This is a genomic window from Catenulispora rubra (genome assembly GCF_015356825.1).
Taxonomy (GTDB): domain Bacteria; phylum Actinomycetota; class Actinomycetes; order Streptomycetales; family Catenulisporaceae; genus Catenulispora; species Catenulispora rubra.
Genome location: NZ_JAACYW010000003.1, coordinates 93,826 through 118,023, shown reverse-complemented (window position 1 = coordinate 118,023; position 24,198 = coordinate 93,826). Strand labels below are relative to the sequence as shown.

The window sequence follows — 24,198 nt, the reverse complement described above, 5'->3', positions numbered from 1 at the left end:
GGGAACGTCGGGCGTTCAGGAGACTGCCGCGCTGGAACGTTCACCGGCGCGAAGCGGGTTCGTCAGGCCGTTCAACGTCGAGACCACCTATCCGGTGGGCGTGGCGGTGCTGAAGTGCGCGGCGCGCCGGAGTAGATGACGGCGTTTCTTGTCGGTCGGCGCCGTCGGAGCGTCGGCGGCGGTTCTTGCGGCCGCGGCCCGGTAGAAGATCTTCTTGCCGATCTCGATCAGGACGAGGTAGCCGACGACCATCCCGGCCAGGGCGGCGAAGTAGGTGACCGGAAGCGGCTGGAATCCGAGGGTGTGGGCCGGCGGGGTGGCGGGGAGCGCTGCGCCGATGGCCACGACTGCGAGTGCGGCCAGGGTCAGCGGCAGGCTGGGGTGGCTTCGGAAGAACGGGATGCGGCGGGTGCGGATGGCGAAGATGACCAGGGTCTGGGTGGCCAGGGACTCCACGAACCAGCCGGAGCGGAACTGGGCCGGGCCGGAGTGGAACACCCAGAGCATGACACCGAAGGTGAGGAAGTCGAACACCGAGCTGAGCGGCCCGAAGTAGACCATGAAGCGGCGGATGAAGCCGATGTCCCAGTGCGAGGGCCGGCGCAGTTGCTCCTCGTCGACGTTGTCGGTCGGGATGGCGAGCTGGCTGGTGTCGTAGAGCAGGTTGTTGAGGAGGATCTGGGACGGCAGCATCGGCAGGAACGACAGGAACAGTGACGCGCCCGCGGCGGAGGCCATGTTGCCGAAGTTGCTGGACGTGCCCATCAGGACGTACTTGATGGTGTTGGCGAAGATCCGCCGGCCTTCGGCGACGCCGTCGGCCAGGACGTCGAGGTCCTTCTCCAGCAGGATCACGTCGGCGGCGTCCTTGGCGACGTCTGTGGCCGAGTCCACCGAGATGCCCACGTCGGCCGCGTGCAGGGCGAGCGCGTCGTTGACGCCGTCGCCGAGGAATGCCACCCCGCCGCCGGACAGGCGCTGGACGCGTACTATCCGGGCCTTGTCCTCGGGGCTGACGCGGGCGAACACGGTGGTCGTCGCGATCGCTGCGGCGAGCCGGGTGTCGTCGAGGGCTTCGATGTCCGAACCGGTGAGCGCGTTGCCGTCACCGTCGCTGTTGCCAGCGCCGAGGCCGAGGTCGCGGCAGACTTTCAGCGCGACGGCGGCGTTGTCGCCGGTGACGACCTTCACCGCGATGCCGAGGTCGGCCAGGCGGCGCAGCGCCCCGGCGGCGTCCGGTTTCGGCGGGTCGAGGAACACCAGCAGGCCGACGAGGGTCAGGCCGTTTTCGTCGTCGGGGGTCAGCTGGGCCGCACCGCCGGCGGGGCGGGTGGCGACCGCGACGACGCGGTTGCCCGCGGCGAACTCCGTCCGCAGCGCCTGGCGCGCCGCATCCGGTACCCCGAGGCAGCGGCCCAGGACGCTCTCCGGCGCTCCTTTGGTGATGACGGTGGTCTGTCCGGCGGTGTCCCGGACCAGGGCCGAGGCCATGCGTCGTTCGTGGTCGAAGGGCAGTGCCGCCAGGCGCGCGTAGCCGGCCAGTGCGGGCCGCTGTGCCTGGGTCGCAGAGGACTGCCACAGGGCCTGGTCGAGCGGGTTCCCGCCCACGGCCGATCCGTCGGCTGCGGAGTTCTCGGTACACAACAGCCCCCAGCGCAGCACTGCCCGCTGGGCGGCGTCCGCGTCGTCGCCGGGGCTCGCCGGTACAGCGCGCTCGTAGTCGATCTTTCCTGCGGTCAGCGTGCCGGTCTTGTCGGTGAACAGCGTGTCGATGTCGCCGAGGTCCTCGATGCACACCAGGCGCTTCACCAGGACCTTGCGCTTGCTCATTCTGCGGGATCCGGCGGCCAGGGAAGTGGAGACGACCGCGGGCAGCAGCTGCGGGGTGATGCCGACCGCGATGGCCAGGGAGAACAGCAGCGCGTCGATGATCGGTTTGTGCAGCACCACGTTCATCACGAAGATCGTCGTGGTGAGCGCGCCCGCCACGTAGACCAGGAGCATCGAGAACTTGCGGAGCCCGACCTGGAACCCGGTGTCCAGCGGGTGGGTGTCCAGTCCGGCGGCGATCTTGCCGAACTCGGTGCGGGGTCCGGTGGCCACCACGACCCCGCGGCCGCTGCCGGCGTGGACCACGGTGCCCATCAGCGCGCAGCCGGCCAGCTCGGCCAGCGGCGTTCCGGCGGGCACCGGATCGGGGTTCTTGTCCACCGGCAGCGACTCGCCGGTCAGGATCGACTCGTCGCACTCCAGGCCGGTGACGGCCTGCAGCCGGACGTCGGCCGGGACGACGTCGCCGAGCCGCAGCTCGACGATGTCGCCGGGCACCAGGATGGTGACGTCCACCTCGACCGGCTGCCCGTCGCGCAGGACCACGGTCTCGTGACGGATCTGGGAGTGCAGCGCCTCGGCGGCCTTCTCCGCCCGGTACTCGTTGACGAACCCGAGCCCGACCGACACGGCGACGATCACGCCGATGATGACCGCGTCGCTGCGTTCCCCGACCAGGAAGGAGACGACAGCGGCGGCCATCAGCAGCCCCAGCAGCGGTGAGCGCAGCTGGTGCCAGAGCACCGTCAGGGCTCGGGCCTTGTGCGAGGCCACGGCGTTCGGGCCGTACTCAGCCTGCAGTCGGGTGACCTCATCGCCGGACAACCCCTGGTCGGCTGACACGCCGAGGGCACGCAGCACGTCGCCGGCCGGCGACGCCGCGGCGGAGGCGACGGTGTGTATGGAGGCGGCCGTGTGTGCGGAGTCGGCGGACAGCGCCGGGGCGGTGGCCGTCATGGGGACGGCTCCCAGGTCCAGTTCAGGATCTCCGGCAGGTCCAGGCCGTGCAGGCCGATGTAGCGGTCGTGCTCGACGAGCTTGTCCTGCATCAGCTGCCTGAGGTACTCGCCCCGGTCCCCGAGACCGGGTACCCGGTCGATGACGTCCTGGACCAGGTGGAAGCGGTCCAGGCGGTTCTGTACGCGCATGTCGAAGGGTGTGGTGATCGTGCCCTCCTCCACATAGCCGCGCACGTGCAGGTTGCGGTTGGTCCGGCTGTAGGTGAGCCGGTGGATGAGCCAGGGGTAGCCGTGGAAGGCGAAGATGATGTGTTTGTCCCTGGTGAACAGCGAGTCGTATTCGGCCTCGGTGAGGCCGTGCGGGTGGCTCGCCGCGGGCTGGAGCTTCATGAGGTCCACGACGTTCACCACGCGGACCTTCAGTTCCGGCAGGTGTTCGCGCAGGATCGACACCGCGGCCAGGACCTCCAGCGTGGGAGTGTCCCCGCAGCAGGCCAGCACGACGTCCGGCTCGGTACCCTGGTCGTTGCTCGCCCACTGCCAGACCCCGGCTCCCTTCACGCAGTGCCGGGCCGCATCCTCGATGGAGAGCCACTGGGGCATCGCGCGCTTGCCCGCGACGATGACGTTGACGTAGTGCCGGCTGCGCAGGCAGTGGTCGGCGACGGACAGCAGGGTGTTGGCGTCCGGCGGCAGGTAGACGCGGACGATGTCGGCCTTCTTGTTGACGACGTGGTCCAGGAAGCCCGGGTCCTGGTGGGTGAAGCCGTTGTGGTCCTGCTGCCAGACGTGCGAGGTGAGCAGGTAGTTGAGCGAGGCGATGTCCCGGCGCCAGGGCAGCCCGGCGGTGACCTTCAGCCATTTGGCGTGCTGGTTGAACATCGAGTCGACGATGTGGACGAACGCCTCGTAGCAGTTGAACAGGCCGTGGCGGCCGGTGAGGAGGTAGCCCTCCAGCCAGCCCTGGCTCTGGTGCTCGCTGAGCATCGAGTCCAGGACCCGTCCGGACGGTGCCAGGAACTCGTCGTTCGGCAGGGTCCGTGCGTTCCACTGCCGGTCGGTCACCTCGAAGACCGCGCCCAGGAGATTGGACAGGGTCTCGTCCGGGCCGAAGATCCGGAAGTTGCGCCGGTCGGTGTTGAGGGCGATCACACTCCTGAGGAACTGGCCCAGGACGGCCGTGTCCTGGGCGTCGACGGCGCCGGGGGCGGGCACGTCCACGGCGTGCACCCGGAAGTCCGGCATCCGCAGGTCGCGCAGCAGCAGACCGCCGTTGGCGCGGGGGTTGGCGCCCATCCGCCGGTCGCCCTTCGGCGCCAGCTCGGCCAGCTCCGGCAGGAGCCGGCCGTCGGCGTCGAACAGCTCCTGCGGCCGGTAGCCGAGCAGCCAGCTCTCCAGCCGGGCCAGGTGCTCGAAGTGGGCGGCGTCCACCAGCAGCGGCACCTGGTGCGAGCGGAAGGTGCCCTCGTTCGCCAGTCCGTCGACGGTCTTCGGCCCGGTCCAGCCCTTGGGCGAGCGCAGGACGATCATCGGCCAGCGCGGCCGGGTCCGGTCGCCGGTGTCGCGGGCGGTGTTCTGATTGCGCCGGATGCCCTCGATCGCCTCGTCCACCGCGGCGGCCATCAGCCGGTGCATCTCGGCGGGCTCGTCGCCCTCGACGAACAGCGGTTCCCAGCCGCAGCCGCGGAGGAACTGCTCCAGCTCCTCGTGCTCGATGCGCGCCAGGATCGTCGGATTGCTGATCTTGTAGCCGTTCAGGTGCAGGATCGGCAGGACCGCGCCGTCCCCGACCGGATCGAGGAACTTGGTGGAGTGCCACGCGGTCGCCAGCGGACCGGTCTCGGCCTCGCCGTCGCCGACGACGCAGGCGACGATCAGGTCCGGGCTGTCGAACACCGCCCCGAAGGCGTGGCTCAGCGAATAGCCCAACTCCCCGCCCTCGTGGATCGACCCCGGCGTGGTCGGCGCGACGTGGCTGGAGATCCCGCCGGGGAACGAGAACTGCTTGAACAGCTTCTTCAGCCCGGCCTCGTCCTCGCTCACATCGGGATAGACCTCGCTGTAGCTGCCTTCCAGATAGGTGTTGGCCACCAGCGCCGGGCCGCCGTGACCGGGGCCGGCGACGTAGATCATGTCCAGGTCGTACTCCTTGATGGCCCGGTTCAGGTGGACGTAGATGAAGTTCTGGCCCGGCGTCGTGCCCCAGTGCCCGACCACCAGGGGTTTGACGTGGGACAGCTCCAGCGGACGGCGCAGCAGGGGGTTGTCGTAGAGGTAGAGCTGGCCGACCGAGAGATAGTTGGCGGCGCGCCAGTAGGCGTCCATGGCGTCCAGGAGTTCCGTGGACGGGGCCGTGGTGCTCATGCGTCATCCTGATTCGGTAGGGCTGACGCCGCCTCGCGGGCCAGGAAGGAGCCGAGCTCGCCGATGGTGCTCATCAACGGGGCCGGGAAGACGACCGTGGTGTTCTTGTCGACGCCGATCTCCACCAGGCTCTGCAGGTTGCGCAGCTGGAGCGCGAGCGGGTGGGCCATCATGATGTCGGCGGCGGTGCCCAGGGCGTCGGCGGCCAGCGCCTCGCCCTCGGCGGCGATGATCTTCGCGCGCTTCTCCCGCTCCGCCTCGGCCTGGCGGGCCATGGCCCGTTTCATGCTGTCGGGCAGCTGGATGTCCTTCAGCTCCACCAGCGTGACCACGACGCCCCACTCGACCGTGGCGACGTCGAGGATCTCGCGGATGTTGACGTTGATGCGGTCGGTCTCCGACAGGGTCTCGTCCAGCGTGTGCTGCCCGACGACCTTCCGCAGCGTGGTCTGGGCGATCTGGTTGATGGCCGACTGCACGTTCTCGATCGCCACCACCGACTTCTCGGCGTCCACGACCCGGTAGTAGGCGACCGCCGAAACGTCGACGCTGACGTTGTCGCGAGTGATGATGCCCTGGGACTGGATCGGCATGGTGACGATCCGCAGGCTCACCCGGTGCAGGATGTCGATGACCGGCACGATGACCTTGAGCCCGGCGCCCTTGACCCCGACGACGCGCCCGAGGCGGAACAGGACCGCCTGCTCGTATTGCTTGACGACCTTGACGGCGAGCGCCAGATACAGCACCGCCAGAACGACGACGATGACGGCGATCCAGGCGAACAACATGAGTGGAGTCCTTATGTGCATACTGCGGGAACGAGCCGGTCGGGGAGGGGAGTGAGTGCGGTCCGGCTGCGACGGAGCCGGCGGACGAGTTCGTCCACGCCCCAGACGACGACCGGGAACGGGGCGACGACGGCCAGTTGCGCCGGGCTCAACGCCGCTGTCCCGAAGACGTGCTGCAGCGGCGGCGCGTAGATCACCGCCGCGGTGAACAGCAGCTCGAAGGCCAGCCCCCACAGCAGCAGGGGGTTGGATCGCAGGCCGACGGCGAACAGCGAGGCGCGGTCGGTGCGGGCCGCGAAGGCCGTGCCGATCTGGCAGGCGACGATGCCCGCGAACGTGATCGTCGTGGCCTGGAGATAGGCATGGTGCAGTGGAGTGCCGCCGCCGGTCGGGTCGCCGGAGTGCCACCCTGCCCACCACAGGGTGAAGAAGAACGCTGCCATCACCAGCGCCGCCGAGACCGATCCGAGCAGGGCCCAGGCGCGGAAGAGCAGCGCGCGGTCGACGAACTTGCGGACGTTGTCGAACACCCGCCGCCCGGCGTCGACCGTGACGACGATGGTGGCGAAGTCGTCGTCGGTCAGCACCATCGTCGCGGCTTCCCGGGCGACGTCGGTCCCGGATCTGCCCATCGCCACGCCGATGTCCGCGTGCCGCAGCGCCGGGGCGTCGTTGACACCGTCACCGGTCATCGCCACCACCTCGCCGCGGGTGCGCAGCGCCTCACAGATCCGGAGCTTCGCCTCGGGGGACGCGCGGGCGAACACGATCTCGCCGGCTTCAGCGAGCACCGCGTCCAGCCCGGCGTCGGTCAGCCGGTCCAACTCCTGCCCCGTCACGATGCGGCCGCCCTCGCCTCCGATACCGACCTGCCGGGCGATCTCAGCCTCCAACGCGCCTTTCGTGTGGCCGGCGGCGGTGTCGCCGTCCACGTCGATGGTCGACATCCGCTTCAGGCGTGCGTCGGCGGTCGTGCAGGCTGCCGCGGCTTGGGTGAGTGCGCGGGCCCGCGGATCGTCGACCGGAGCCGTGGCTTCGAGTTCGGCGCCGGTCAGCCAGAGCTTGGTGACGCGCATCCGGTTCTCGGTGAGCGTTCCGGTCTTGTCGGTGCAGATCACAGTGGTCGATCCGAGCGTTTCCACCGCGGACAGCCGCTTGACGACAGCGCCTTGCCGCGCGAGTTCGCGTACTCCGCCGGCCAGCGCCAGGGTGATCCACGTCGCCCGCCGCACCTGACGCTCCAGCGGGCTCCGCTCGGTATCCACACGCTGGGACAACGCCGCGATATGTCCCAACTCGGTGTGCATGCCGGTGCGGGCCACCACCGCGGTCGCCTCGCCGCCGGTGCACGTGGAGCCGCTGAAGACCAGATCGTGCGCCTCCAGCAGCGGACCGGGTACCGCGGCCGCCTGCCCGGAGCGGCTCACCGGCTCCGACTCGCCGGTCAGCGACGACAGGTCCAGCAGGACGTCCCCGTCGATGATCCGCGCGTCCGCGCTGACCCGGTCGCCCTCGGCGACGACCAGCACGTCGCCGGGAACCAGGTCCCGGGCCGCGATCTCGCCGCGCACCCCGTCGCGCACCACTTTCGTCGTCGCGGGCAGGAACGCCGCGAGCGCCTCGACCGCGCGCTCGGCCTGCATCTCCTGCACGAACGCGAACCCGGCGTTCAGCAGGATCACGGCCACCACCGCGATCGATAGCGCCGACGTGCCGCCCACCCGCGCCAGCACCGCCGCGACCGCCAACAGGATCGCCAGCGGCTGGGTGAACTGATCGAGCAACTCCCGTGGCCACCGCCAGCCGCCGCGACGAGCCAACTCGTTCGCGCCGTACACCAACCGGCGCCGCGCGGCTTCGCGTTCTGACAGCCCCTTCGGCGAGGTACGCAGATCCCGGAAGAGCTCGGCCAGCGGCCGGCGCTCATCGACGCTCTCGGCCGTGTCGTTGTCGTCAGGTACGGCCTGGTTGTCGACGGGTGTCGTCGCGGTGGCGGTCATTGTCGCTCTCCTCGGGGCTGACCATGGCGGGGTGTCTGACCGATCAGCGAGGCGAGCCGGCCAGGACGGCGCGGGCGTGTGCGGCGTGGTCCGCGGACACCAGGACTTCGAACCGGCCGGGGACGATGGCGCTCTGCGCTTGGACGTAGGCCGGGTAGGAACCCAGTGACGCCTGCTCACCGGGAGCTCGGGCGCGGGTGTTCCGCATGCCGGCTGAGGTACTGGTGTTGATCATGAACGGCTCCAGGCGTCGTCGGGGTTCGAGCTGTGCGGTGCGGTCTTCGAGCCCTGCGAACCCGTCGACTCCGACGGCGGTGCGCGAGGCTTCTTCGCCGGTCTGATCTGATATGACGGCTGGATGAGCAGCACGTCGTACGCGGATCGCTCGCAGCTACCTCCGCGCAGCCGCCTGAGGTGTACAGGGACGCGTTGCGCTGACGCCCGGGAACGGGGCCTCAGCGGTGATGGGCGGCGCGACCGTAGACACGGCGGCGATCGCATGAAGAGCGGGGTGACGGCGAAGTCTCGCCGACCGCAGGGGTCTTGCTCAGTCGCGACACCATGCGTTGCTGGTGCGCTGATAGAAGGCGACGGATAGACGGTCACCGGGGACCTGAGCGACAACGCCATCCTACGCCGCTCGCCACCACCTGTAACCGCCGACGATGCCGACCTGTCGGATGCCATTCGAGATCCATGCTTGGTCCGGCCCTGCCTACCGGTCGCGGGTCGCACGTTTGGTCCACGCGTTCCGGGTACAGAGGGGCGAGGAAGAACATCGGAGAGCCTCCGCACCGGAGCGTTCGCCCGCCTTGAGGCTGCCGCTGCGGGGTCTGATGAACCGCGCTACACAAAGGAGCGAACGCGCACGTTCGCTGCCGCCGTCCTCGTTGTGAACGTCGCGATCATGGCGCCCGGTGCCGTGGTCGGATTCAACAGCCCTGGTCAGGAGGCGCAACTACCGACCATGGCCGAGGCATACCTGGCGGTCGGGTCCACCCGGCGGGCCGCCCGCATCGCTGCGGGTGCCACCCGCCGCGCCAGGTCCGTCGGCCACGCCCTGCCTCTCGCCGACGCATTGCGGATCCGAGCGCTCGCTGTAGCGAGGTCACAGGACAGATCGACAGCGAAGAACAGCGTAGAGGAGGCCTTGGGCCTCGACTCGACGACCAAGGGATTAAGAGCGCTGCTCCGGGAACCGGAGGTCAGCCCATCGCCATCTGTGGCGGCGGTGACGGTTGTGGCTCTGGAACGAGGCGTTCAGACTGCCTTGTTTGAACATGGCTTGAGATTCGTGCGGGTTGAAAATGCCGGAGGTTCAAACCGTGACAGCAGCGTCAGCGGACTCTTTGCCTGCAAGAAAGACTCAGAGGCTTGAACTCGTCTCCGAGTTCAAGCCTCTGACCTGCGACGTTACCGTCGAGGTACTCCGTCGCTACTCGAACCGCCCAGATCTCTACGGACCCCTATCTGACGTGGTCAAACGCATCGATGCGAATGATCAAGGCGACGAACCAGGGGTTCAATCAACCGGCACCGGAACCGGTCTGACCCCCGTCCGGCAACGAGTGGACGTAGACCTATCCAAGATCGTAGAGAGCTTCCGCTCTGGTGTCGTCATCCATGAGTTGGCCGCCCAATTCGGCGTCGGTCCCACCACCGTGAAGCGCATCCTCAGGGAGGCAGGCGCACGACGGATGGACGTGAATCAGGACGAGATCGTCGAGAGCTTCCTGTCCGGAGTCATCATCCGAGAGCTAGCCGAGCATCACGGCATTAGCGTCGCGACGGTCAAACGAGTCTTGCGGAAGCACGGAGTGGGGAAGAAGAACCGAAGATAAGGGGCTCCGCAATCGTAGCCCATCATCTATGCCCGCTCGCGAAGACACCACCATCCATCGATCACGGTTCAAGTGAGTCAGGGACGACGACCCGCTCAGTCGGCCGCCGTCCAACAAAATAGATTAACCAAATCTGCCAACTCGGGGGCAGCTCAACCCGACACAACTGGCTTATGGACTTGACCGCCACCAGGTCACCGACCTCGGGAATGCGCAGTGGGCTTCGCTTGGCGTCAATGGGCAGGCAAGCATGCTAATTAAAATGAATAGCTAAATGTAGAGAGGAATGCATACGCCCAAACGATGAACGCACAGCTCAATATAAGCCAGCCCATATTAGCCAAACGTAGCGTGTGAGAAACTCGCCTAAATCGATTTAAGGTGCTAAAGCTCAGCAAGGCGGAAAGCAGGCAAAGGATCCAGGATGCCATCATCGCGAAACTATGCGCCGCACCGGATGCTGCCGTGTCGGTAGCTGTCCCGATGATGGCAAGCGCTCCGAAGACGCTTGGCAGCCAGCTGATATATTTCGCATACTTCATAGGCATGTCCATTTTAATGGATTGACTGCCTTTGATCAACGCTATTAACTCTATCGGTCAAGGTCAAATAGAGAATTGGGCGTCAGCCCCGGCCGCTTCTGAGCAAAACTGCTCAGGTGGCCGAGGACTGACGCCCACCGAAAGAGGGGCTCCCTTCCGGTTACTGGTCAGCCGACGCGAGTAGCGTCGTCTGATTATTTAGATGCCGACTACAGGTGGCCCTGCTGGAGCACCGCCTGGTAGATGGCATTCTGCCCGGCCGGGGTCGGGTGGAATGGCGCGGGGTTGTTGCCCCCGGAGTAGTTGATGGACGGCCCGTACATCCACGGGTCGTTCGAGCACCACTGGTGGCCCGCCATCACGTTGCTCAGATCGATCAGGCTAACGTTCAGGTTCGGGTCGTTGGCCTGAGCGTAGTTGACCTCGCTGTTGATGTTGGCGTTGAGGCTTGTGAGCGCGTTTACCAGCCACGTTTGCTGCGGTGATTCAATTCCAACACCGGGGAACGTATTACCCAGGTGACCGCCGTCGGTGTCGACGCAGTTGCCGATGAACGCACTCTGGAACGGGTCGTAGTAGTTCGTGACCAGCACCCGCAGGGTCTGACCAGACGGCAAGTCCTGTCCGGCACGCCGATTCAGCTCAGCGAGCGCGGACCGGAGATCGGCCTGCTCGATTCCGAGCTGAGAGCTCAACAGGCCGGAGTCGTCTGATGAACCGCATTTCGCACCAGGCAGGTAGCACTGCGTGACCCAGTTCGCGAAGGTGACATCGTTCGCCCCGATGGTGAGGGTGACGACGGTCGGGTTGTGGCTGTCGAACGTCGAGTTCACCGGTTCGCAGTCGGAGCACAAGCCTCCGAGCTGCGTGGGCGTGAAGCCGTCGGCGAAGTTCTCGTTGTCGAGGATGCCGCCGCTTTCGAGGCCGCTGTTTTGCAGCACCGATGCTCCGGAGCAGGCCATGTTGTAGACCTGATAGCCGTTGGCCTGAAGCAGGCGGCTGTAGGCGTAGTCCGTCTGATGGCAGTCCTGGTAGTTGGCTCCTGTTGCCGAAGTGGTGTCCGTCCAGGTCGGAGCGTTGGGGTTGCTCTGGAACCACTCAGCGGTGGTCGGGTTCCAGATGAAGCCGTAGTTGATGCCTTCACCGGCGGCCACGCTGTCGCCGAGTGCGACCAGGTTGCCTTTGCTGGCGACCGGACCCAGCCCGGATACCTTGACGACCTTGTTTTGGCTGGGAAGCGAGACATAGAGGTTGTCGGCTCCGTCGAAGGCCATACCGCCTTCGGTGGTACCGACGCCAACCACGTCGCGCATGTAGCCGGAGGTGTCGACCTTGCGGATGACGCCATTACTGACGCCGCCGAAGTAGACCTCGCCGATACTGCTGACGGCGATAGGCCCTTGGGTGCTGATACCGGCGTTGACTGCCAGCCCACCAGAGCCGTAGTCGCTCCAGCTTCCGCTGCCGGCCACCTTGTGCAGCTGCATGCGCGACTCGCTCAGGTCGATCCGGAAGATGACCGGACCGCGCCAACCGGGCGCCATGTCGAAGAAGTAGATCGAGCCACGAGAGAAGCTCACGAACTGGGGAAAGATGCAGGCTCCGAGAGCGGCCGCACCATCGCTGGCGTAGTAGTTGCAGGTAGCGCCGCCGGACATCCCGGCGATGGTTGTAACCTGCTTGGTCGCGGGATTCCACGCCTTAAGGCTGTTGCCCTCCCCGAAGTAGACGGTGCCGTCGTCGCCGACGGTCGCGCTGTTCGCGTTGACGCTGACACCAAAGCCGTCGCCGTCGCCCGGGGAATAGTTCCCCGTGACTTTGCCAGCCACGTGCGCCTGCACGCCGGTGTTCCATGCCTGGTCCAGCCAGCCACCGTCGTTGAAGTAGGCGGAACCACCAGGGGCGGCGGCGAGCCACGTGGGATTGCACATGCCGAAGTCGAGACTCCAGGTGTTCCCAACGTTGTTGGCACTGCACACGCTGCCGCTACCGACTGCGGTGCTGATGGTCCCGCTTGTGGTCACCTTGCGGATACGAAGGTTGCCAGCGTCGACAACGTAGACGTTGCCGGCGCTGTCCGTAGCGAGGCCCTTGGGCTGGTTCAGCTGGGCGCTGGTTGCTGCTCCGCCGTCGCCGCTGAAGCCAGCCGTTCCCGTACCAGCGAAGGCGCTGATGGTGGGAGTGGTAGCCGAAGCTGGCGATGAGGCCAGGACTGGCACGATGGTTGACGCCACCAGTATGAGTGCGGCGCTGACTGCGCGCCATCTGTGGTCGTGAGGTTTCACGACACATCCCTTCAATAGAAGAACGTCCAGTGCGGAATTGCACGTGGACTTAAGCGAATATGAGGGAATATCGAGTGAATGTAAACACCTTGATTTCTTGCTAAGCTAGAAGCCTCTCTTTACGATTGGGGATTCCCTCAGAGCTTGTTCGCTCCCGAAACCATCCCGTTCGTGGTCGATGGTCGGTGCGAAGACCGACCATCGACCGACCACCCAGCTTGTCCCTCTGCTCCTGATCAGCTGTTCTCAGTACACTGCGTTTGCCAGGCACAGCCAGAGGGGGCAGACGTGTGAGCACCGAAGAGACCAGGTCAGAGGCAGACGCCGTACTTCCTGAGCAGCGGGTCGGTACAGCCCTGCGGGAAGCTCGCGAGTCAAAAGGCGTCTCACTCCGAGCACTATCGAAGAAGCTGGGCTACCACTCGCACACCACCTTGTCGGGGTACGAGCGGGGTTCGGTCATGCCGCCCGAACACGTCGTTCAGGGTTATGAGCGTCTGCTCGACTTGGAAGTGGGGGCGCTGACGGATGTGCTCGAAGCCGCCTGCATTGAGCAGCATGGGGACGCTTGGACTAAACGACGCGCTCATATACCGATCTCGTTTGATGAGCCAGAACCGAAAGCCCAGGGTCATCAGAGGGTTGTGACGGGCAAGCGAGCCATAATCGTCGGTGGCATCTTGGCTCTCCTTCTCGCCGGAGGTATGAGCGTCTTGCTCTTTCGTCACCAGCAACAGCCAGGCCAACTCGCGCCAGACGGCAGCGATCCCGTCGCAACCAACTGTGCTGTCGGTGCTGTCAGTTCTTACACCGTGACCGTCTACGATCCACCGCAGCGTGAGGCGGGCGTATTCGAGCTCCGTTCAAACGCAAAGTGCGGTACGAGCTGGGGTCGGTTCACCCAGTCGCAGCCGTTGCCCGCTACGCCACCCTTGGTGTTCGAGATTGACATGTTCCGCCCAGCCGACGGCAAATCGGATCACTTCTCCATCGCCTACGACGGGACCCATCCGACCTACTACGGCGACATGCTGATTAGTCGCGGGGCGTGCGTCTACGCAACCCTGACGCTGACGCGTGGAGGAATAAGCCTCCCACCCGTCCGGACTGAATGCATGAAGGCCAGTGAGTAGAGGTGGCTTACTGAGATAACGGCTAGCGACCCGTTCCCCCATGCCCCACAGTAGGAGCAGCCTCACTCAGACTCTCGCCCTATCGCAGCCGTGGTCGAGCCGGCACCCATGCGATCAAGAAACGGTGTACTTAGATGGACGACCAGCCTCAGCCCGACGTCGCCAGCGATGACGAGGACGCACCTCGTGGCGTTCTCAACGGGATCATGCATGATGCGGCCATCGCTGGGATCGAGCAGGGCATGAGCATGGAGGATGCCGTCAGCGCCGCTACCGAGGCGTTGATGAACGCCCTGCCTGGGCTGGTCGACACCACGTCAGCGTCACTTCACCAGGGCAAGCCCGGCCTCGTCAGCTACCTCAACGAGGAGCGCGCGAAGCTCGTTGACGTCATCGAGACGCAGTGGGGTTCGGCCCTCATCACCTACGAGGCGGCAGCTTATGTCTCGTATGAGCTCGGAGCCAGCATTCGCCAGGCGTACAACGAAGACAAAGATAGTGGGGACACGGCGGCCGAGGTCGGGTTCTTGCTGCACGGGCGAGCCTGCACCGTGGCGGGCGAAGTGCTTTGCCTCATGCGCAACGGCTACAGCGACGGTGCTATCGCTCGTCAGCGGACGCTCCACGAGATCGCGGTGGTCATGAGCGTCATCATGGACAACCCGGGACTGGACCTAGCGGAACGCTATCTCGACTACTCATTCGTTGAGCAGTGGAAAGACATGGAGGAGTACCAACAACACGCGGAGGCCCTGGGACGTGCGCCGTTTAGCGACAGCGAAGTCGCTGCGCTCAAGCAACAATACGACGGCGTCCTCACGCGTTGGGGAGCTCAGTTCCACAAACGTCACCAATGGGCGGCGCCGCTCTTTGCGAACAGCAAGAGCATCGAGTTCGGACAGCTTGAGGACCTGGCGGGGCTTGGACATCTCAAGCCGTTTTACCGGCTGTCGAATCACTATGTGCATGCCGGGCCGCGGAGTGCTGTGCTCAACCTGTACAACGTGCGCGGCAGGAGGTCGATTGGGGCAGGTGCGCGGGCCGACACCGACATCGGTGAAGTTGGTCACGGCGCGCTGACCAGCTTGCTCCAATGCACCGTGCCGCTTATCGCGCGGGACGGCGTGGTGTCGAACGATCCTGACACGCTGCTTGCGATCAAGTGTATGCAGCGTCTCGTTGACGATGCAGGGACAGCGTTTCAGCGCTCAGCACTGCGCAGGTAGGCGGCGACCGGGGACCACGAAGGCAGTAGGGCCACGCTAGACCAGCGGCTCAGACTAATCCGCCGCCGCCGGCCAGCGTCTACAGGTCCGAGAGCTTCACGCACTGCCGGTCTCCTGAGGTGGAAACGGTATCTCCACCAAGACCGCCCTGCCGTACTGGTCGCCGAATACGCTCCAGGTGCTTGCAAGCGCCGCTACGATAGCCAGTCCGCCGCCGGCCGTGACGTTGTCTTCGGCTACGGGGAGCACCTGGGGCGTCGTCAGACTGCCCGCATCGTCGACGCGGACTTGCCAGCGATTGGTGAAGGCCGCGAGGTGGATGGTGAACGTGCCGCCCGGCTCGCCACTGGCTGTATGGAGAATGGCGTTAGCAGCCAGCTCTGAGACGATTTGGACGACATCCTCATGACCTGGCGTCTTCTGGAGCATCCCTGCTGTGAGTTGCCTGATCTCATGGAGGTAGATAGGCATTCCCGGATACGACGCGGACCAATACGACATCGTTAGCCCTCCGCCTGGAGCCGGGCGGCAATGATGGCCTCGAATCGGACCCGGTCTTCGGCGGTCACGCTGGTGCAGTCACGGCCGTCTTCGCAGCCGTATACGTCTTGGACGATGTCCCACTCAGGCTCGATCACCTCAAAGCGCTGACCCTCAAGCTCGACGGTGCGGTTCCCCTCCAGCACGCGGCGCTTCGCCGTGGCGACAGTCAGCGGATTGAGCCCGACACCATGGCGGCTCAGCGCCTGGATGATCTCGGGCACCGTCCCTCTGGTGATAGGGAGCGAGCCGTGTTCCTCGTTCGTCACGCTGCCACCTCCGCCCAGACGACCTTGCCGGAGGTGCCGGCACCGCGGGGCGTGTAGACGCCCCAAGCCGCCGCCAGCGCTTCGACGAGCAACAGGCCACGGCCGGTCTCGTCCATATCCTCGGCGTGCTGCACAACCGGTCGCTGAGGATCCCTGTCCCAGACGTCGAGGCGAACCGTCCCGTCTCCAGCACGCACCATTACGAACAGCACTGCCACGTTCTCCGCCGGGAGTGGGACTGGCGGTCCATCCACACGGCCGGTGGCTCTGGTCCCGTTCGTCACGAGTTCGGAGACGATCAACAGAGCCGTCTCGGCGGTGGTCTGCGAGATTCCGGCGACGTAGCTGGCCTGGGCGACGAACGCTCGCGCCACCCCGGGAGCCGTCGGCAAGGCGGCCAAACGCAGAGTCCGACGGACGATGAATGGAGATGGTTGAGCCGGGCAGTTCGGCGCCGGGGAATGGGCCGGTCGGCGATGCATCAAGAGATGAGCATCAAGGGCCGGATGTGAATGGCCTTCGGTCATGACGGTCTCCGGGGGTGAGATCACGTTGTCGTGTCCCACCGTCCCGGCCGGGGTGTCTCACCGATATGACGATCCGCGTATCGGCCGTATACACCCCTGTCATGCGTTCCTGGGATACGGTCTGACCAGGCGCAATACACTTCCCGTGACGACGTCGACACGGGCCGGTCAGGGGACGATCCCACATGAATAGACCACAGGTGCGGTACTGCGGTTCGTGCGGCACTCGGCTTGCTCGTGATAACTCAGACGTCCTATGTGCGGCCTGTTTGAAGCAGCGGCGCGAACTGGCCGAGCGGGCGCCGGTCGTGCCGTCCGACTTCTGGGCCATCGACCAAATGCGTGACGCACTGGCCAGTTGGCACATGGGCCGCGTGATTGCCGCCTTCCGCAACCACCCCTTCCACGGCCGACCTCTGCCCCAAGCGGTGGTGGCCGGCTGGGTGGGCATCTCACAGGTGCAGCTGTCGCGTATCGAGACGGGACCGGCACTGAAGGACCTCGACCGCCTGATGCAGTGGGCGCGAATCTTGCAGGTTCCCACAGAGTCGTTGTGGTTCAAGCTGCCGGAGGCACCAGCCGCCCCGGTGCCGGCGCCCGCGGTGCCGATGCAGTTCGGCTCCAGATCCGAAGCTGAGCGTGAGCACAGCGACGGCGGGGATCTGCCCGCCATGCAAGCCTTTCGCCTGGCGGATCGTCAGGTAGGCGGCGGTCACTTGTATGCGAACGTCGTGCGCTACCTCGAACGCTCCGTTGCCCCGCGGCTGTTCGGCATGAGTCGAAGTTCTGAGGTGAACGTCTTTAGCGCGGCAGCTGCCCTCACCGAGATGGCCGGCTGGATGGCCCACGATGTTGGCAGAGACGAGCTGGCTCGGCAGCACTTCGACCGAGCTCGGTCGCTGGCCGCGGCCAGCGCTGACGTTGAACTGGAAGCGCACATCCTTGCCAGCCTCAGCCACCTGGCGTACGAGCAACACGACCTAGCAGAAGCCGTAGGTCTGGCCCGGACCGGGCAGCAAAGAGCTACTCAGGGGCCGACCAGTCCCGTCGTTGCCGCGAGGTTGTTCGCGATGGAGGCTCGGGGACTGGCCGCCCGGGGCGAACGGCAGAGCTGCGTCCAGGTGCTCGACCAAGCCCGCGTCACGCTCGCCGCTGCCCCGGGCGGGCAGGTGCCTTCGGTCTGGGTGAGCGCATTCGACCCGGCAGCTCTCGCCAGCGAGGCTGCCGACTGCTTCCGTCAGTTGGGCGTGCTGGATGAAGCCGAGCGAGAAGCCCGAGAAGCCGTAGCGCTGCGGTCCGGCGACCGTGCTCGGAGCCGGGCGCTCGGGCAACTGACGCTGGCCGAGATCCACGTCGCACAGGGGCGCTATGACGAAGCCTGTGCGGTGGGCTCTGAGGTGCTTGACGCCACCGGCGGCTTGAGTTCGGTGCGAGTGCTTCGGCAGTTGACTCAACTGCAAACCCGTCTTGCACCGGTCGCATCCACGGCGACGACGGACTTTGCTGGACGGCTTGGCGCTGCTCTGGGCGAGCGAGCGTGGTGGTACACCTGGGCTCAGGATGTAACAGACAGCGAAAGAGAGCCCGGCAACCATGGTGGACCAGAACGACCCTGAAGCCTGGAACGCGTACCTGGCGGAAGGCAATGCCAAGCAGGCCCGCAAGCGGGTGGCAGCGGACGTCATCTTCCGCGACGCCGAAGGGCGCGTCCTGCTCGTAGACCCGACGTACAAGCCGGACTGGGACGTGCCGGGCGGCATGGCAGAAGCCAACGAGCCGCCCCGGGCCGCAGCCCGCCGTGAGGTCAAAGAAGAACTCAGCCTCGACATTGAGCCGGGCGCTCTGCTGTGTGTCGACTGGGTGGCTCCTCACGGCCCGTGGGACGACACGCTGGTGTTCGTCTTTGACGGCGGTGAGCTGACGGCCGAGCAGCAAGCCAAGCTTCGTCTTGGCGATGGTGAGCTTGCTGAGTTTCGGTTTTGCCGGCCGGACGAGGCAGCAGAGCTGCTGCGGCCGTATGTGTGGCGGCGGATCTCGGCGGCCCTCGATGGGCTCAGGGAAGGCACGGGCCGCTATTTGGAGGAGGGGCGGTAAACGAGAACTAGACATTGTGGCTACCGCCTCAACTCTTCTCACCTTCTGGGTATTGACCTGTTGCTTTCAAAAAGCTTTTGAACTCGTCCATTATTGCATCTTGGGCGTGAGCGTATGAGTCTACCTGCTTGTTCTCGCGATGCTCTTGGGGCGTCTTACTGTTGCGCCAGTTTTGACGGACCGCCAGGCTTGCATTATGCCTAGGAAACTTGAGCTCACTCCGAGAGACCGCCGCCAGCCAGGTTGCCCAGCGTTCTATAAATTCACTCAGATTGCCGACTTCAAGCGGGGTAAATGGCCAGACGATGTGCCAACCTTCCGAACTTCGGGATGGATCGAATTGAAACATACGGCCTTGTCTATCGGCCCAAGGCGCTAAAGCCGTGGGCCAGCTTTGACCACGGCCAGTCCATGCACCTTCATAGAAGTGTGCCATATGCCAAAAGGCCGTCTCATACCATCGGTATACACCTTCTTCTTGGGCATCGCAGAACCAAAGGGAATGAGTTCGCCCTCCCTTCCAGCCTCCGCCCACTGATATAGCACCGCACGCTATAACATCGAACGGAATGTCATCGTATCTCAAATACATCCGCCAGTTATTTCTATTAGGAACTGAAACGCCTTGCATGCTAATGCTGGACGCATTGAGTGTCAGCGTCCAACTATAATCTGAGTGATCTTGTGACGTCGGAGTCACCGCCGAAAGGATTGCTTCTTTAAGTTCGTTGCCGATCTGCTCGAACTGTCTGCGCGCAATAGGCAAGAGTGACTCTCGAAGCTCTTCTTTGGTGAGGGCTTCTGATTGCTGCCGCGCAGTCATCGCGGCTTGCTGGCCTACTACCTCAAAGTTTGCCGCGTGAAGGTCCGCAAGTCCTTTACTCAACGGAGTAGATGGCTTGAGTCGTTCGAGATTACGCAAGACGTCCTGCGCTGTTGGCCTGGTCCCCGGCACCTTAAAAAGGCATTGCTCGATGAGCGCAGCCAATGCTGGAGAAACGGCGGTTAGACGTGGCGGGTCATCATGGAGATGCTGCTCCCTGAACTCAGGACCTGGGAACGGTCGGACGCCCGCTAGCAGCTCGTGAGTGACAACACCGAGCGCATAGACATCTGCGGCCGGAGTCGCGGTTTCCTCTCGCCACTGTTCTGGAGCCATGTAGGGTCGGGTCGTACTGTACTTCCTGGTGTCAGTCGCCGTCGTAGCATCCGTGTAACGAGAAATTCCAAAGTCGGTGAGGCACCAGGCTCCTTTGTGGAGCAGGATATTTTCCGGCTTGAGGTCACGGTGGACCACCCCCCTGTCGGCCAGGTGCGCGAGGGCGGTCGTTAGATTTGCGAGGACGGGGAGCGCTTCGGCTTCGCTGAGGGGACCACCGCGCTCTGCCAAGTACCGGCGCAGCGACTTGTCTGCTAGGGGCATGAGCAGCGCCCAGTGAGTTGCGGTTTCGCCAGTTCCAAGGATCGGTAGAACGTTGGGCGTGTCTCGGAGATCGTCAGAAAACAGCAGCTCGCGGTCTGCCCCCGGGTCCTTAGGCACCAGCTTGATGGCAGCGATCTGGCCGTTTGATTCGGCCATGTGGACCTCACCGAAGCCACCCGACCCGATGAGCGGACCCAAGTTCCAAGCCTGACCCATAATGGTGATCGCTTGCCCACTCATGGCGTCTCCGTCTCATCGGCAGCTGGGCGCTACTTAGGCTGATTGACTAGCTAAAATCGTGTTTAGACTTCGGTGTCTTCAGGATGTTGACGGACTCGTACCGTCGCCGGTTTGCGACCTCGTGGAGACGATCGAAGTTGGTACCTAGAAGTTCTTCGAGCTCTTCGCGTGTGGTGGACGAACCTTCGAGAATGGCGAGCAAGAGATGGACGTCTGTCACTGCCGCGGAACCGTCGAAGAGCACCAAGTCTTGAGCACGCTGCACTTCAGGGCGCTCCACCCAGACGAAGGGCTTGAACCGAGCAGGTGGTATCGAAGTGAGGATGCTTGCGCTCTGGGCAACCCAAGCTTGCACGCGGCCGGCTAGTCCCGGCTTCACCTCGTCGAAGCACGCAGCAACGTCGCCATCTGGAAGCTCGATGAGTGCATGGAGTGAGTCCGTCGTGTAGTAACGACGGCCCTTTGCGGCACAGGAGGCGCGAGCCGCGTCGAGCGCTTCCTGGACAAGACCCGACAGAGGGATGTCTCGAGCTTGGCGGGGGAACTGGAGGGGTTCCGTACCGTCCACCGTTGCTGTTCGCTCGATGGTCGTTGGCGTTGCCCGACCGTTCGGCTCAGCGGACGCCGGCAGCGTCGCGGCCGGAACACTTCTGAACGGCCGCTCCCAGTCTTGGAGGCGGTTCTTACGGTCGATCTCGTCCTTCAGAAGGCGTGAGAGGTCTATGCGCCCGCCGTACCATTGCTTGCGGGCCGTGTCGAGTGGTGAGTTGCTGACCTGCTTGGGGTGTTTGGCGAGCCAACCGATGCCACAGTCGGTGAGCCGTTGATCTAGCGATGTCTCGCTGCTCCAAGCAGCTACTTTTCGAGCATAGTCAGGCCCGAGGTCATGCTCTTCGCCTGTAACGATCCGCAGTGACGCACGAAGGGCTGGTTGCCGTTTTGGGTCTACGTGCTGTGTCAGCCTTCGAACGATGTTAATGAGAGTGTGGGCTCGATCTAATGGCGTCCACTCATCAGAGACTCGAAGTAGCTTGAGCAGACTGTCGTGCAGCATGATGAGTTCCACCGACAGGCCCCCTTGCTGAGCTATAGCGTTGAGAGCCCGCCGAATCTCCGGCGATTCAGCTGTTTTCTTCTTGCCCTCAGCTATAGCGATCTCTACGCTCCCCAGATCATGAAAAGCCTAAGCGCCCAGCCGGATTGTACTCCGGCCGGGCGCTGATGAGGGTGTGGGCGACCACGCAGGTAGGGGCTAACCCTTACCGGTGTAGGTGGCCATGATGAACTCGAACGTCTCGCGCGAGAGGCACGACCAGTCGTCTGAGATGGTCATGGCGTGATCCTCTTCCGAGTAGGGCTCCGTGCGCCTCTCGCCCTTCTCCGGGCCGTCACCGAAGTTCGGATCCCAGTCGCAGGCGACGACATGGAGCCATTCGGGGTCGCGAGCCGCGTCTGCGAGGATCACGGCGACGGCTCGAAGCCACATGTCGCAGGGGTACGGGAACTCGTTGGTCGCGGCGCTGTTGATCAGGAAGGCAGTCATTGCCTCCTGGAGCGTCGGATAGGTCCACGGCTGCCAGTCCTCTTCCCAGAAGCATGTCATGTCGTCTTCGCGGCTCTGGCCTACGAGTTCTTCCTGCAAATGCGCGTACTCGCTGTCGATGTGATCAAGCGTCTTGGAGCCGAACCGGGTTCCGTACCTGGGACGGACTCGACCATCGATCGCGCGGCCCCGGACGAAGAACCAGAACCGGTCGGCGATGTCACGCTCGAAGCTTTTCATGAACTGCACCTCTTCCAATCGTCGTGTGCGTCTGGGGATAGCCGCACGCGGAATTGGAAGAGTCAACTAGTTTATAACACAAAATAGCTTAAAGATCAAGGCTCTGCGTTTCTCGTGCCACCTAGCTGCCAGGTGACTGCCACCCCTTTACCTCTTGCTTGCCAGTTGACTGCCATGGGGGGAGTTGTGAAAAGAAGTCCTTAGCAACAAGTCGCTCCGTGGCATAGCTGCAAAGCTCGACCACGGCAGACCGTTAAGAGAAGGGACTTCTAGATCATGACCTACGAACTCAACCGGCGGCCGGACTACCGCCCGATCAGACGCAGTAGTGACGCGTCTCTATCGCCCGTGCAGCGGATTATGGCCTTGCGCTCCGAGGCTCTGGTCGACCAGGCCCGCATCGTGGCGGAAGCCGCCAGTGAACAGCTCCAGGTTCATCAGCGCACTGACGCGGCCTACGACTTGGCAGCGCACCTGGCGGTTCGGGCACGGCACATGAACGCCTTCATCCGCGACACCGGCGACGACCCCGACTTGCACCTGCTCCACTCGTACATCAAGGGAGCTTCCACCGAAGCCATCATCAACCTCATCCGGGGCACCGACTAGTGGCCGCTGTACTCGTTATCGTCCTGGCGATAGCCGCTATCGTCGCCGCCGTCGCGTTGGCCGCAGCGCCGTTTGATCCGCCGTCAGGCCCCTGGAACCCGACCTGGGACTCGGCGGACCGTGACGCGCGTGCCGTCCGTGACTTCGAGGCGACCGAGGAACAATTCCGAGACCTTATCGATGAGCTATACGACCTGGGAGAGCGCATCGCAGGCCGGCGCCAGGACCGGTCGTGAGCGGCCCCAAGCTCCCCACCAACCTCATCGGGTTGTTGTGGCTGGCACGGCGCCTTAGCCGGGAGGCGGACGGCAGGACGGGCAGTCCGGCGCGGGTGCTCCTGCGACTGTCGTTCATCTGCTTCGGGCTCGGCTTGTTCGGAAACTTGCTGTGGCATGCGCTTCTCGCCCTGCCGACCGGCCTGTGGATCATCGTCGGGGTGGGGCTCGCCATCCGGGTTACGCGCTGGTTCCTTCGGCGCTACCAGTAACAGCGCCCTGCTCTTCTCGCCGCCAATCAGGCGGCAAGCAATCATCCAAGATAGATCGAAAGGGGGCCGATATGTCGTGCCCAGAAGGACCCGAGGTCGCATGGCGGGCCGGTTCGAGGAGCGAGACCGGCGCGAGCGTGACAAGGAACTGAGGCAGTTGCGCCGGGAGCTTCGTCGCCTGTGGCGGCAGCGTCAGCAAGCTCAGACCGACGGCTCGTCCAAGACCATCCCGCCAGGACTCAGCGAGAGCCCGGATGCCTAACGGGGAAGCGGTCACCCACCAGAAGGATTGGTGGGTGACCGCAGGTCTCGCAGTGTCGGCCGCAAGTGCGGCGGTATCGAGCTTCGCTGGTCTCCATGGCCTGGCTCTCGTGGCCGGCTGGCCTCCTCGCATGGCTCCGCTGCTTCCGATCACCATCGACTCGTTGGCAGCGGTAGCAACACGCATATGGCTTGCGCCGGGTACCTGTTCGGCCCGAGCCCGACGCTTCGCCCGCGCCAACTCGGTAGGTGCCCTCGGCCTGTCCCTCATGGGGAATGCGATCTTCCATCTCATCGCCACGGGCCTACTGGTGGCGAACTGGATGGTCGTCGTGGCGGTCGGCGCAGTCCCGGCTCTCGTCCTCGGGCTCGTCTCGCATCTGGCCGTGCTTCGCGCTGAGGTCGACCCCGCGGGGCCGGCGCCGAACCCAAGCCGACCTGAGGCCGGACCGAGTACGGACTCGGGACGGGTCGAAACTGGACCCAAGAACATCCAGCCGTACCGAACGGACGAACAGCTGACCGAGGCTGCCCGCGCGGCCAACGGGCAATACCGCCTCAGTCACGGCGGCCGTCCCATCCCACGCGACGAACTCCGGCGGACGTTGCGCGTTGGCGGCGGCAAGGCGACGGAGCTGCTGCGCCGTCTCAAGGCCGAGGACGCGAAGGCAGCGGAGGTGAACCCACCTGCGTAGCGCCTGAATCGAGGTCGCCGGGCTTTTCCCCAGGTGACGACCACGCTCGGCAAAACGCTTTACCTGGTGAAGCTCCCAGGCAAGCGGAGACGTGTTCGGGAAATATTCGGGTGTTTGCCTGGAGATGGAGCATGTCAGCTCCCGTATAACTACTACATGACGAGCGGCGTTCTTGCCTCTGTGGAGGCAAAATCCGGGAGCCGGTTTTTTGTTGCCAAACGCCGGGACGCAGCTCGATAGAGAAACATCACCGAAGGGAGAAACGAGAACCATGAATCAGTACACGAACTCAAGCCAGC

General features: G+C 64.6%; 20 protein-coding genes. 8 read left to right on the top strand and 12 right to left on the bottom strand.

The genetic code is table 11. The annotated features are described in order from the left end of the window. Positions 1 to 87: 87 nt before the first annotated feature. The 5 genes from mgtA to GWK61_RS02435 are packed head-to-tail and all read right to left on the bottom strand — an operon-like array spanning position 88 to position 8,179. Positions 88 to 2,787, bottom strand: a complete 2,700-nt coding sequence (mgtA, locus tag GWK61_RS02455) for a magnesium-translocating P-type ATPase (RefSeq protein ID WP_194904420.1) — start codon at positions 2,785 to 2,787, stop codon at positions 88 to 90. Further along, positions 2,784 to 5,153 carry a phosphoketolase family protein gene (locus GWK61_RS02450; protein ID WP_194904418.1) on the bottom strand — a complete coding sequence of 790 codons (2,370 nt, stop codon included), beginning with the start codon at positions 5,151 to 5,153 and terminating at the stop codon, positions 2,784 to 2,786. Before GWK61_RS02450 ends, mgtA begins: the two co-directional genes overlap by 4 nt. Beyond that, entirely contained in the window at positions 5,150 to 5,944 is a 795-nt protein-coding gene (locus GWK61_RS02445) for a slipin family protein (protein ID WP_194904416.1), read from the bottom strand. Before GWK61_RS02445 ends, GWK61_RS02450 begins: the two co-directional genes overlap by 4 nt. Before the next feature lie 11 nt (positions 5,945 to 5,955). Continuing rightward, positions 5,956 to 7,944: a cation-translocating P-type ATPase gene (locus GWK61_RS59235; protein ID WP_194904414.1), complete on the bottom strand. Its 1,989-nt coding sequence runs from the start codon at positions 7,942 to 7,944 to the stop codon at positions 5,956 to 5,958. A 43-nt stretch (positions 7,945 to 7,987) separates the two neighbouring features. After that, the gene (locus GWK61_RS02435; RefSeq protein WP_194904412.1) at positions 7,988 to 8,179 is read right to left on the bottom strand and encodes a hypothetical protein; all 192 of its coding nucleotides are present in this window, start codon (positions 8,177 to 8,179) and stop codon (positions 7,988 to 7,990) included. A gap of 1,090 nt (positions 8,180 to 9,269) precedes the next feature. Here GWK61_RS02435 and GWK61_RS02430 point away from each other — a divergent pair. Continuing rightward, complete coding sequence (locus GWK61_RS02430; RefSeq protein ID WP_194904411.1) at positions 9,270 to 9,785, top strand: hypothetical protein; 516 nt, start codon at positions 9,270 to 9,272, stop codon at positions 9,783 to 9,785. A gap of 751 nt (positions 9,786 to 10,536) precedes the next feature. Here the strand turns inward: GWK61_RS02430 and GWK61_RS55940 are convergent. Then, positions 10,537 to 12,561: an NHL domain-containing protein gene (locus tag GWK61_RS55940; protein ID WP_323747379.1), complete on the bottom strand. Its 2,025-nt coding sequence runs from the start codon at positions 12,559 to 12,561 to the stop codon at positions 10,537 to 10,539. Between the two features lie 341 nt (positions 12,562 to 12,902). Here GWK61_RS55940 and GWK61_RS02420 point away from each other — a divergent pair, with 341 nt between their 5' ends. Both GWK61_RS02420 and GWK61_RS02415 read left to right on the top strand, forming a co-directional pair. Beyond that, positions 12,903 to 13,745, top strand: coding sequence for a helix-turn-helix domain-containing protein (locus GWK61_RS02420; protein WP_194904409.1), 843 nt, complete (start codon positions 12,903 to 12,905; stop codon positions 13,743 to 13,745). A gap of 134 nt (positions 13,746 to 13,879) precedes the next feature. After that, positions 13,880 to 14,971 carry a DUF5677 domain-containing protein gene (locus tag GWK61_RS02415; RefSeq protein ID WP_194904407.1) on the top strand — a complete coding sequence of 364 codons (1,092 nt, stop codon included), beginning with the start codon at positions 13,880 to 13,882 and terminating at the stop codon, positions 14,969 to 14,971. A gap of 96 nt (positions 14,972 to 15,067) precedes the next feature. Here the strand turns inward: GWK61_RS02415 and GWK61_RS02410 are convergent, their stop codons facing one another. The 3 genes from GWK61_RS02410 to GWK61_RS02400 are packed head-to-tail and all read right to left on the bottom strand — an operon-like array spanning position 15,068 to position 16,262. Next, a complete protein-coding gene (locus GWK61_RS02410) occupies positions 15,068 to 15,442 on the bottom strand; it encodes an ATP-binding protein (RefSeq protein WP_194904405.1) in 375 nt (124 codons plus the stop codon). Positions 15,443 to 15,474: 32 nt separating this feature from the next. Beyond that, positions 15,475 to 15,780, bottom strand: coding sequence for a hypothetical protein (locus tag GWK61_RS02405; RefSeq protein ID WP_194904403.1), 306 nt, complete (start codon positions 15,778 to 15,780; stop codon positions 15,475 to 15,477). Continuing rightward, positions 15,777 to 16,262: an ATP-binding protein gene (locus GWK61_RS02400; RefSeq protein WP_323747380.1), complete on the bottom strand. Its 486-nt coding sequence runs from the start codon at positions 16,260 to 16,262 to the stop codon at positions 15,777 to 15,779. The genes GWK61_RS02405 and GWK61_RS02400 overlap by 4 nt, the downstream gene beginning before the upstream one ends. Before the next feature lie 314 nt (positions 16,263 to 16,576). On the opposite strand from GWK61_RS02400, the gene GWK61_RS02395 reads away from it, so the two are divergent. Beyond that, on the top strand, positions 16,577 to 17,923 hold the full coding sequence (locus GWK61_RS02395; RefSeq protein ID WP_194904398.1) for a helix-turn-helix domain-containing protein: 1,347 nt from the start codon (positions 16,577 to 16,579) through the stop codon (positions 17,921 to 17,923). Continuing rightward, positions 17,901 to 18,401 carry an NUDIX domain-containing protein gene (locus GWK61_RS02390; RefSeq protein WP_194904396.1) on the top strand — a complete coding sequence of 167 codons (501 nt, stop codon included), beginning with the start codon at positions 17,901 to 17,903 and terminating at the stop codon, positions 18,399 to 18,401. Before GWK61_RS02395 ends, GWK61_RS02390 begins: the two co-directional genes overlap by 23 nt. Before the next feature lie 28 nt (positions 18,402 to 18,429). Here the strand turns inward: GWK61_RS02390 and GWK61_RS02385 are convergent, their stop codons facing one another. The 3 genes from GWK61_RS02385 to GWK61_RS02375 form a co-directional block, all read right to left on the bottom strand. Next, on the bottom strand, positions 18,430 to 20,064 hold the full coding sequence (locus tag GWK61_RS02385) for a serine/threonine-protein kinase (protein WP_194904393.1): 1,635 nt from the start codon (positions 20,062 to 20,064) through the stop codon (positions 18,430 to 18,432). A 46-nt stretch (positions 20,065 to 20,110) separates the two neighbouring features. Next, entirely contained in the window at positions 20,111 to 21,130 is a 1,020-nt protein-coding gene (locus GWK61_RS02380; RefSeq protein ID WP_194904391.1) for a hypothetical protein, read from the bottom strand. A 186-nt stretch (positions 21,131 to 21,316) separates the two neighbouring features. Then, positions 21,317 to 21,847, bottom strand: coding sequence for a hypothetical protein (locus GWK61_RS02375; protein ID WP_194904389.1), 531 nt, complete (start codon positions 21,845 to 21,847; stop codon positions 21,317 to 21,319). A gap of 276 nt (positions 21,848 to 22,123) precedes the next feature. Here GWK61_RS02375 and GWK61_RS02370 point away from each other — a divergent pair, with 276 nt between their 5' ends. The 3 genes from GWK61_RS02370 to GWK61_RS02360 all read left to right on the top strand — a co-directional run bounded on the left by GWK61_RS02370 (position 22,124) and on the right by GWK61_RS02360 (position 23,899). Beyond that, a complete protein-coding gene (locus GWK61_RS02370; RefSeq protein WP_194904387.1) occupies positions 22,124 to 22,456 on the top strand; it encodes a hypothetical protein in 333 nt (110 codons plus the stop codon). Positions 22,457 to 22,688: 232 nt separating this feature from the next. After that, a complete protein-coding gene (locus tag GWK61_RS02365; RefSeq protein WP_194904385.1) occupies positions 22,689 to 22,943 on the top strand; it encodes a hypothetical protein in 255 nt (84 codons plus the stop codon). A 254-nt stretch (positions 22,944 to 23,197) separates the two neighbouring features. Continuing rightward, on the top strand, positions 23,198 to 23,899 hold the full coding sequence (locus GWK61_RS02360) for a DUF2637 domain-containing protein (RefSeq protein WP_194904383.1): 702 nt from the start codon (positions 23,198 to 23,200) through the stop codon (positions 23,897 to 23,899). Positions 23,900 to 24,198: the final 299 nt, after the last annotated feature.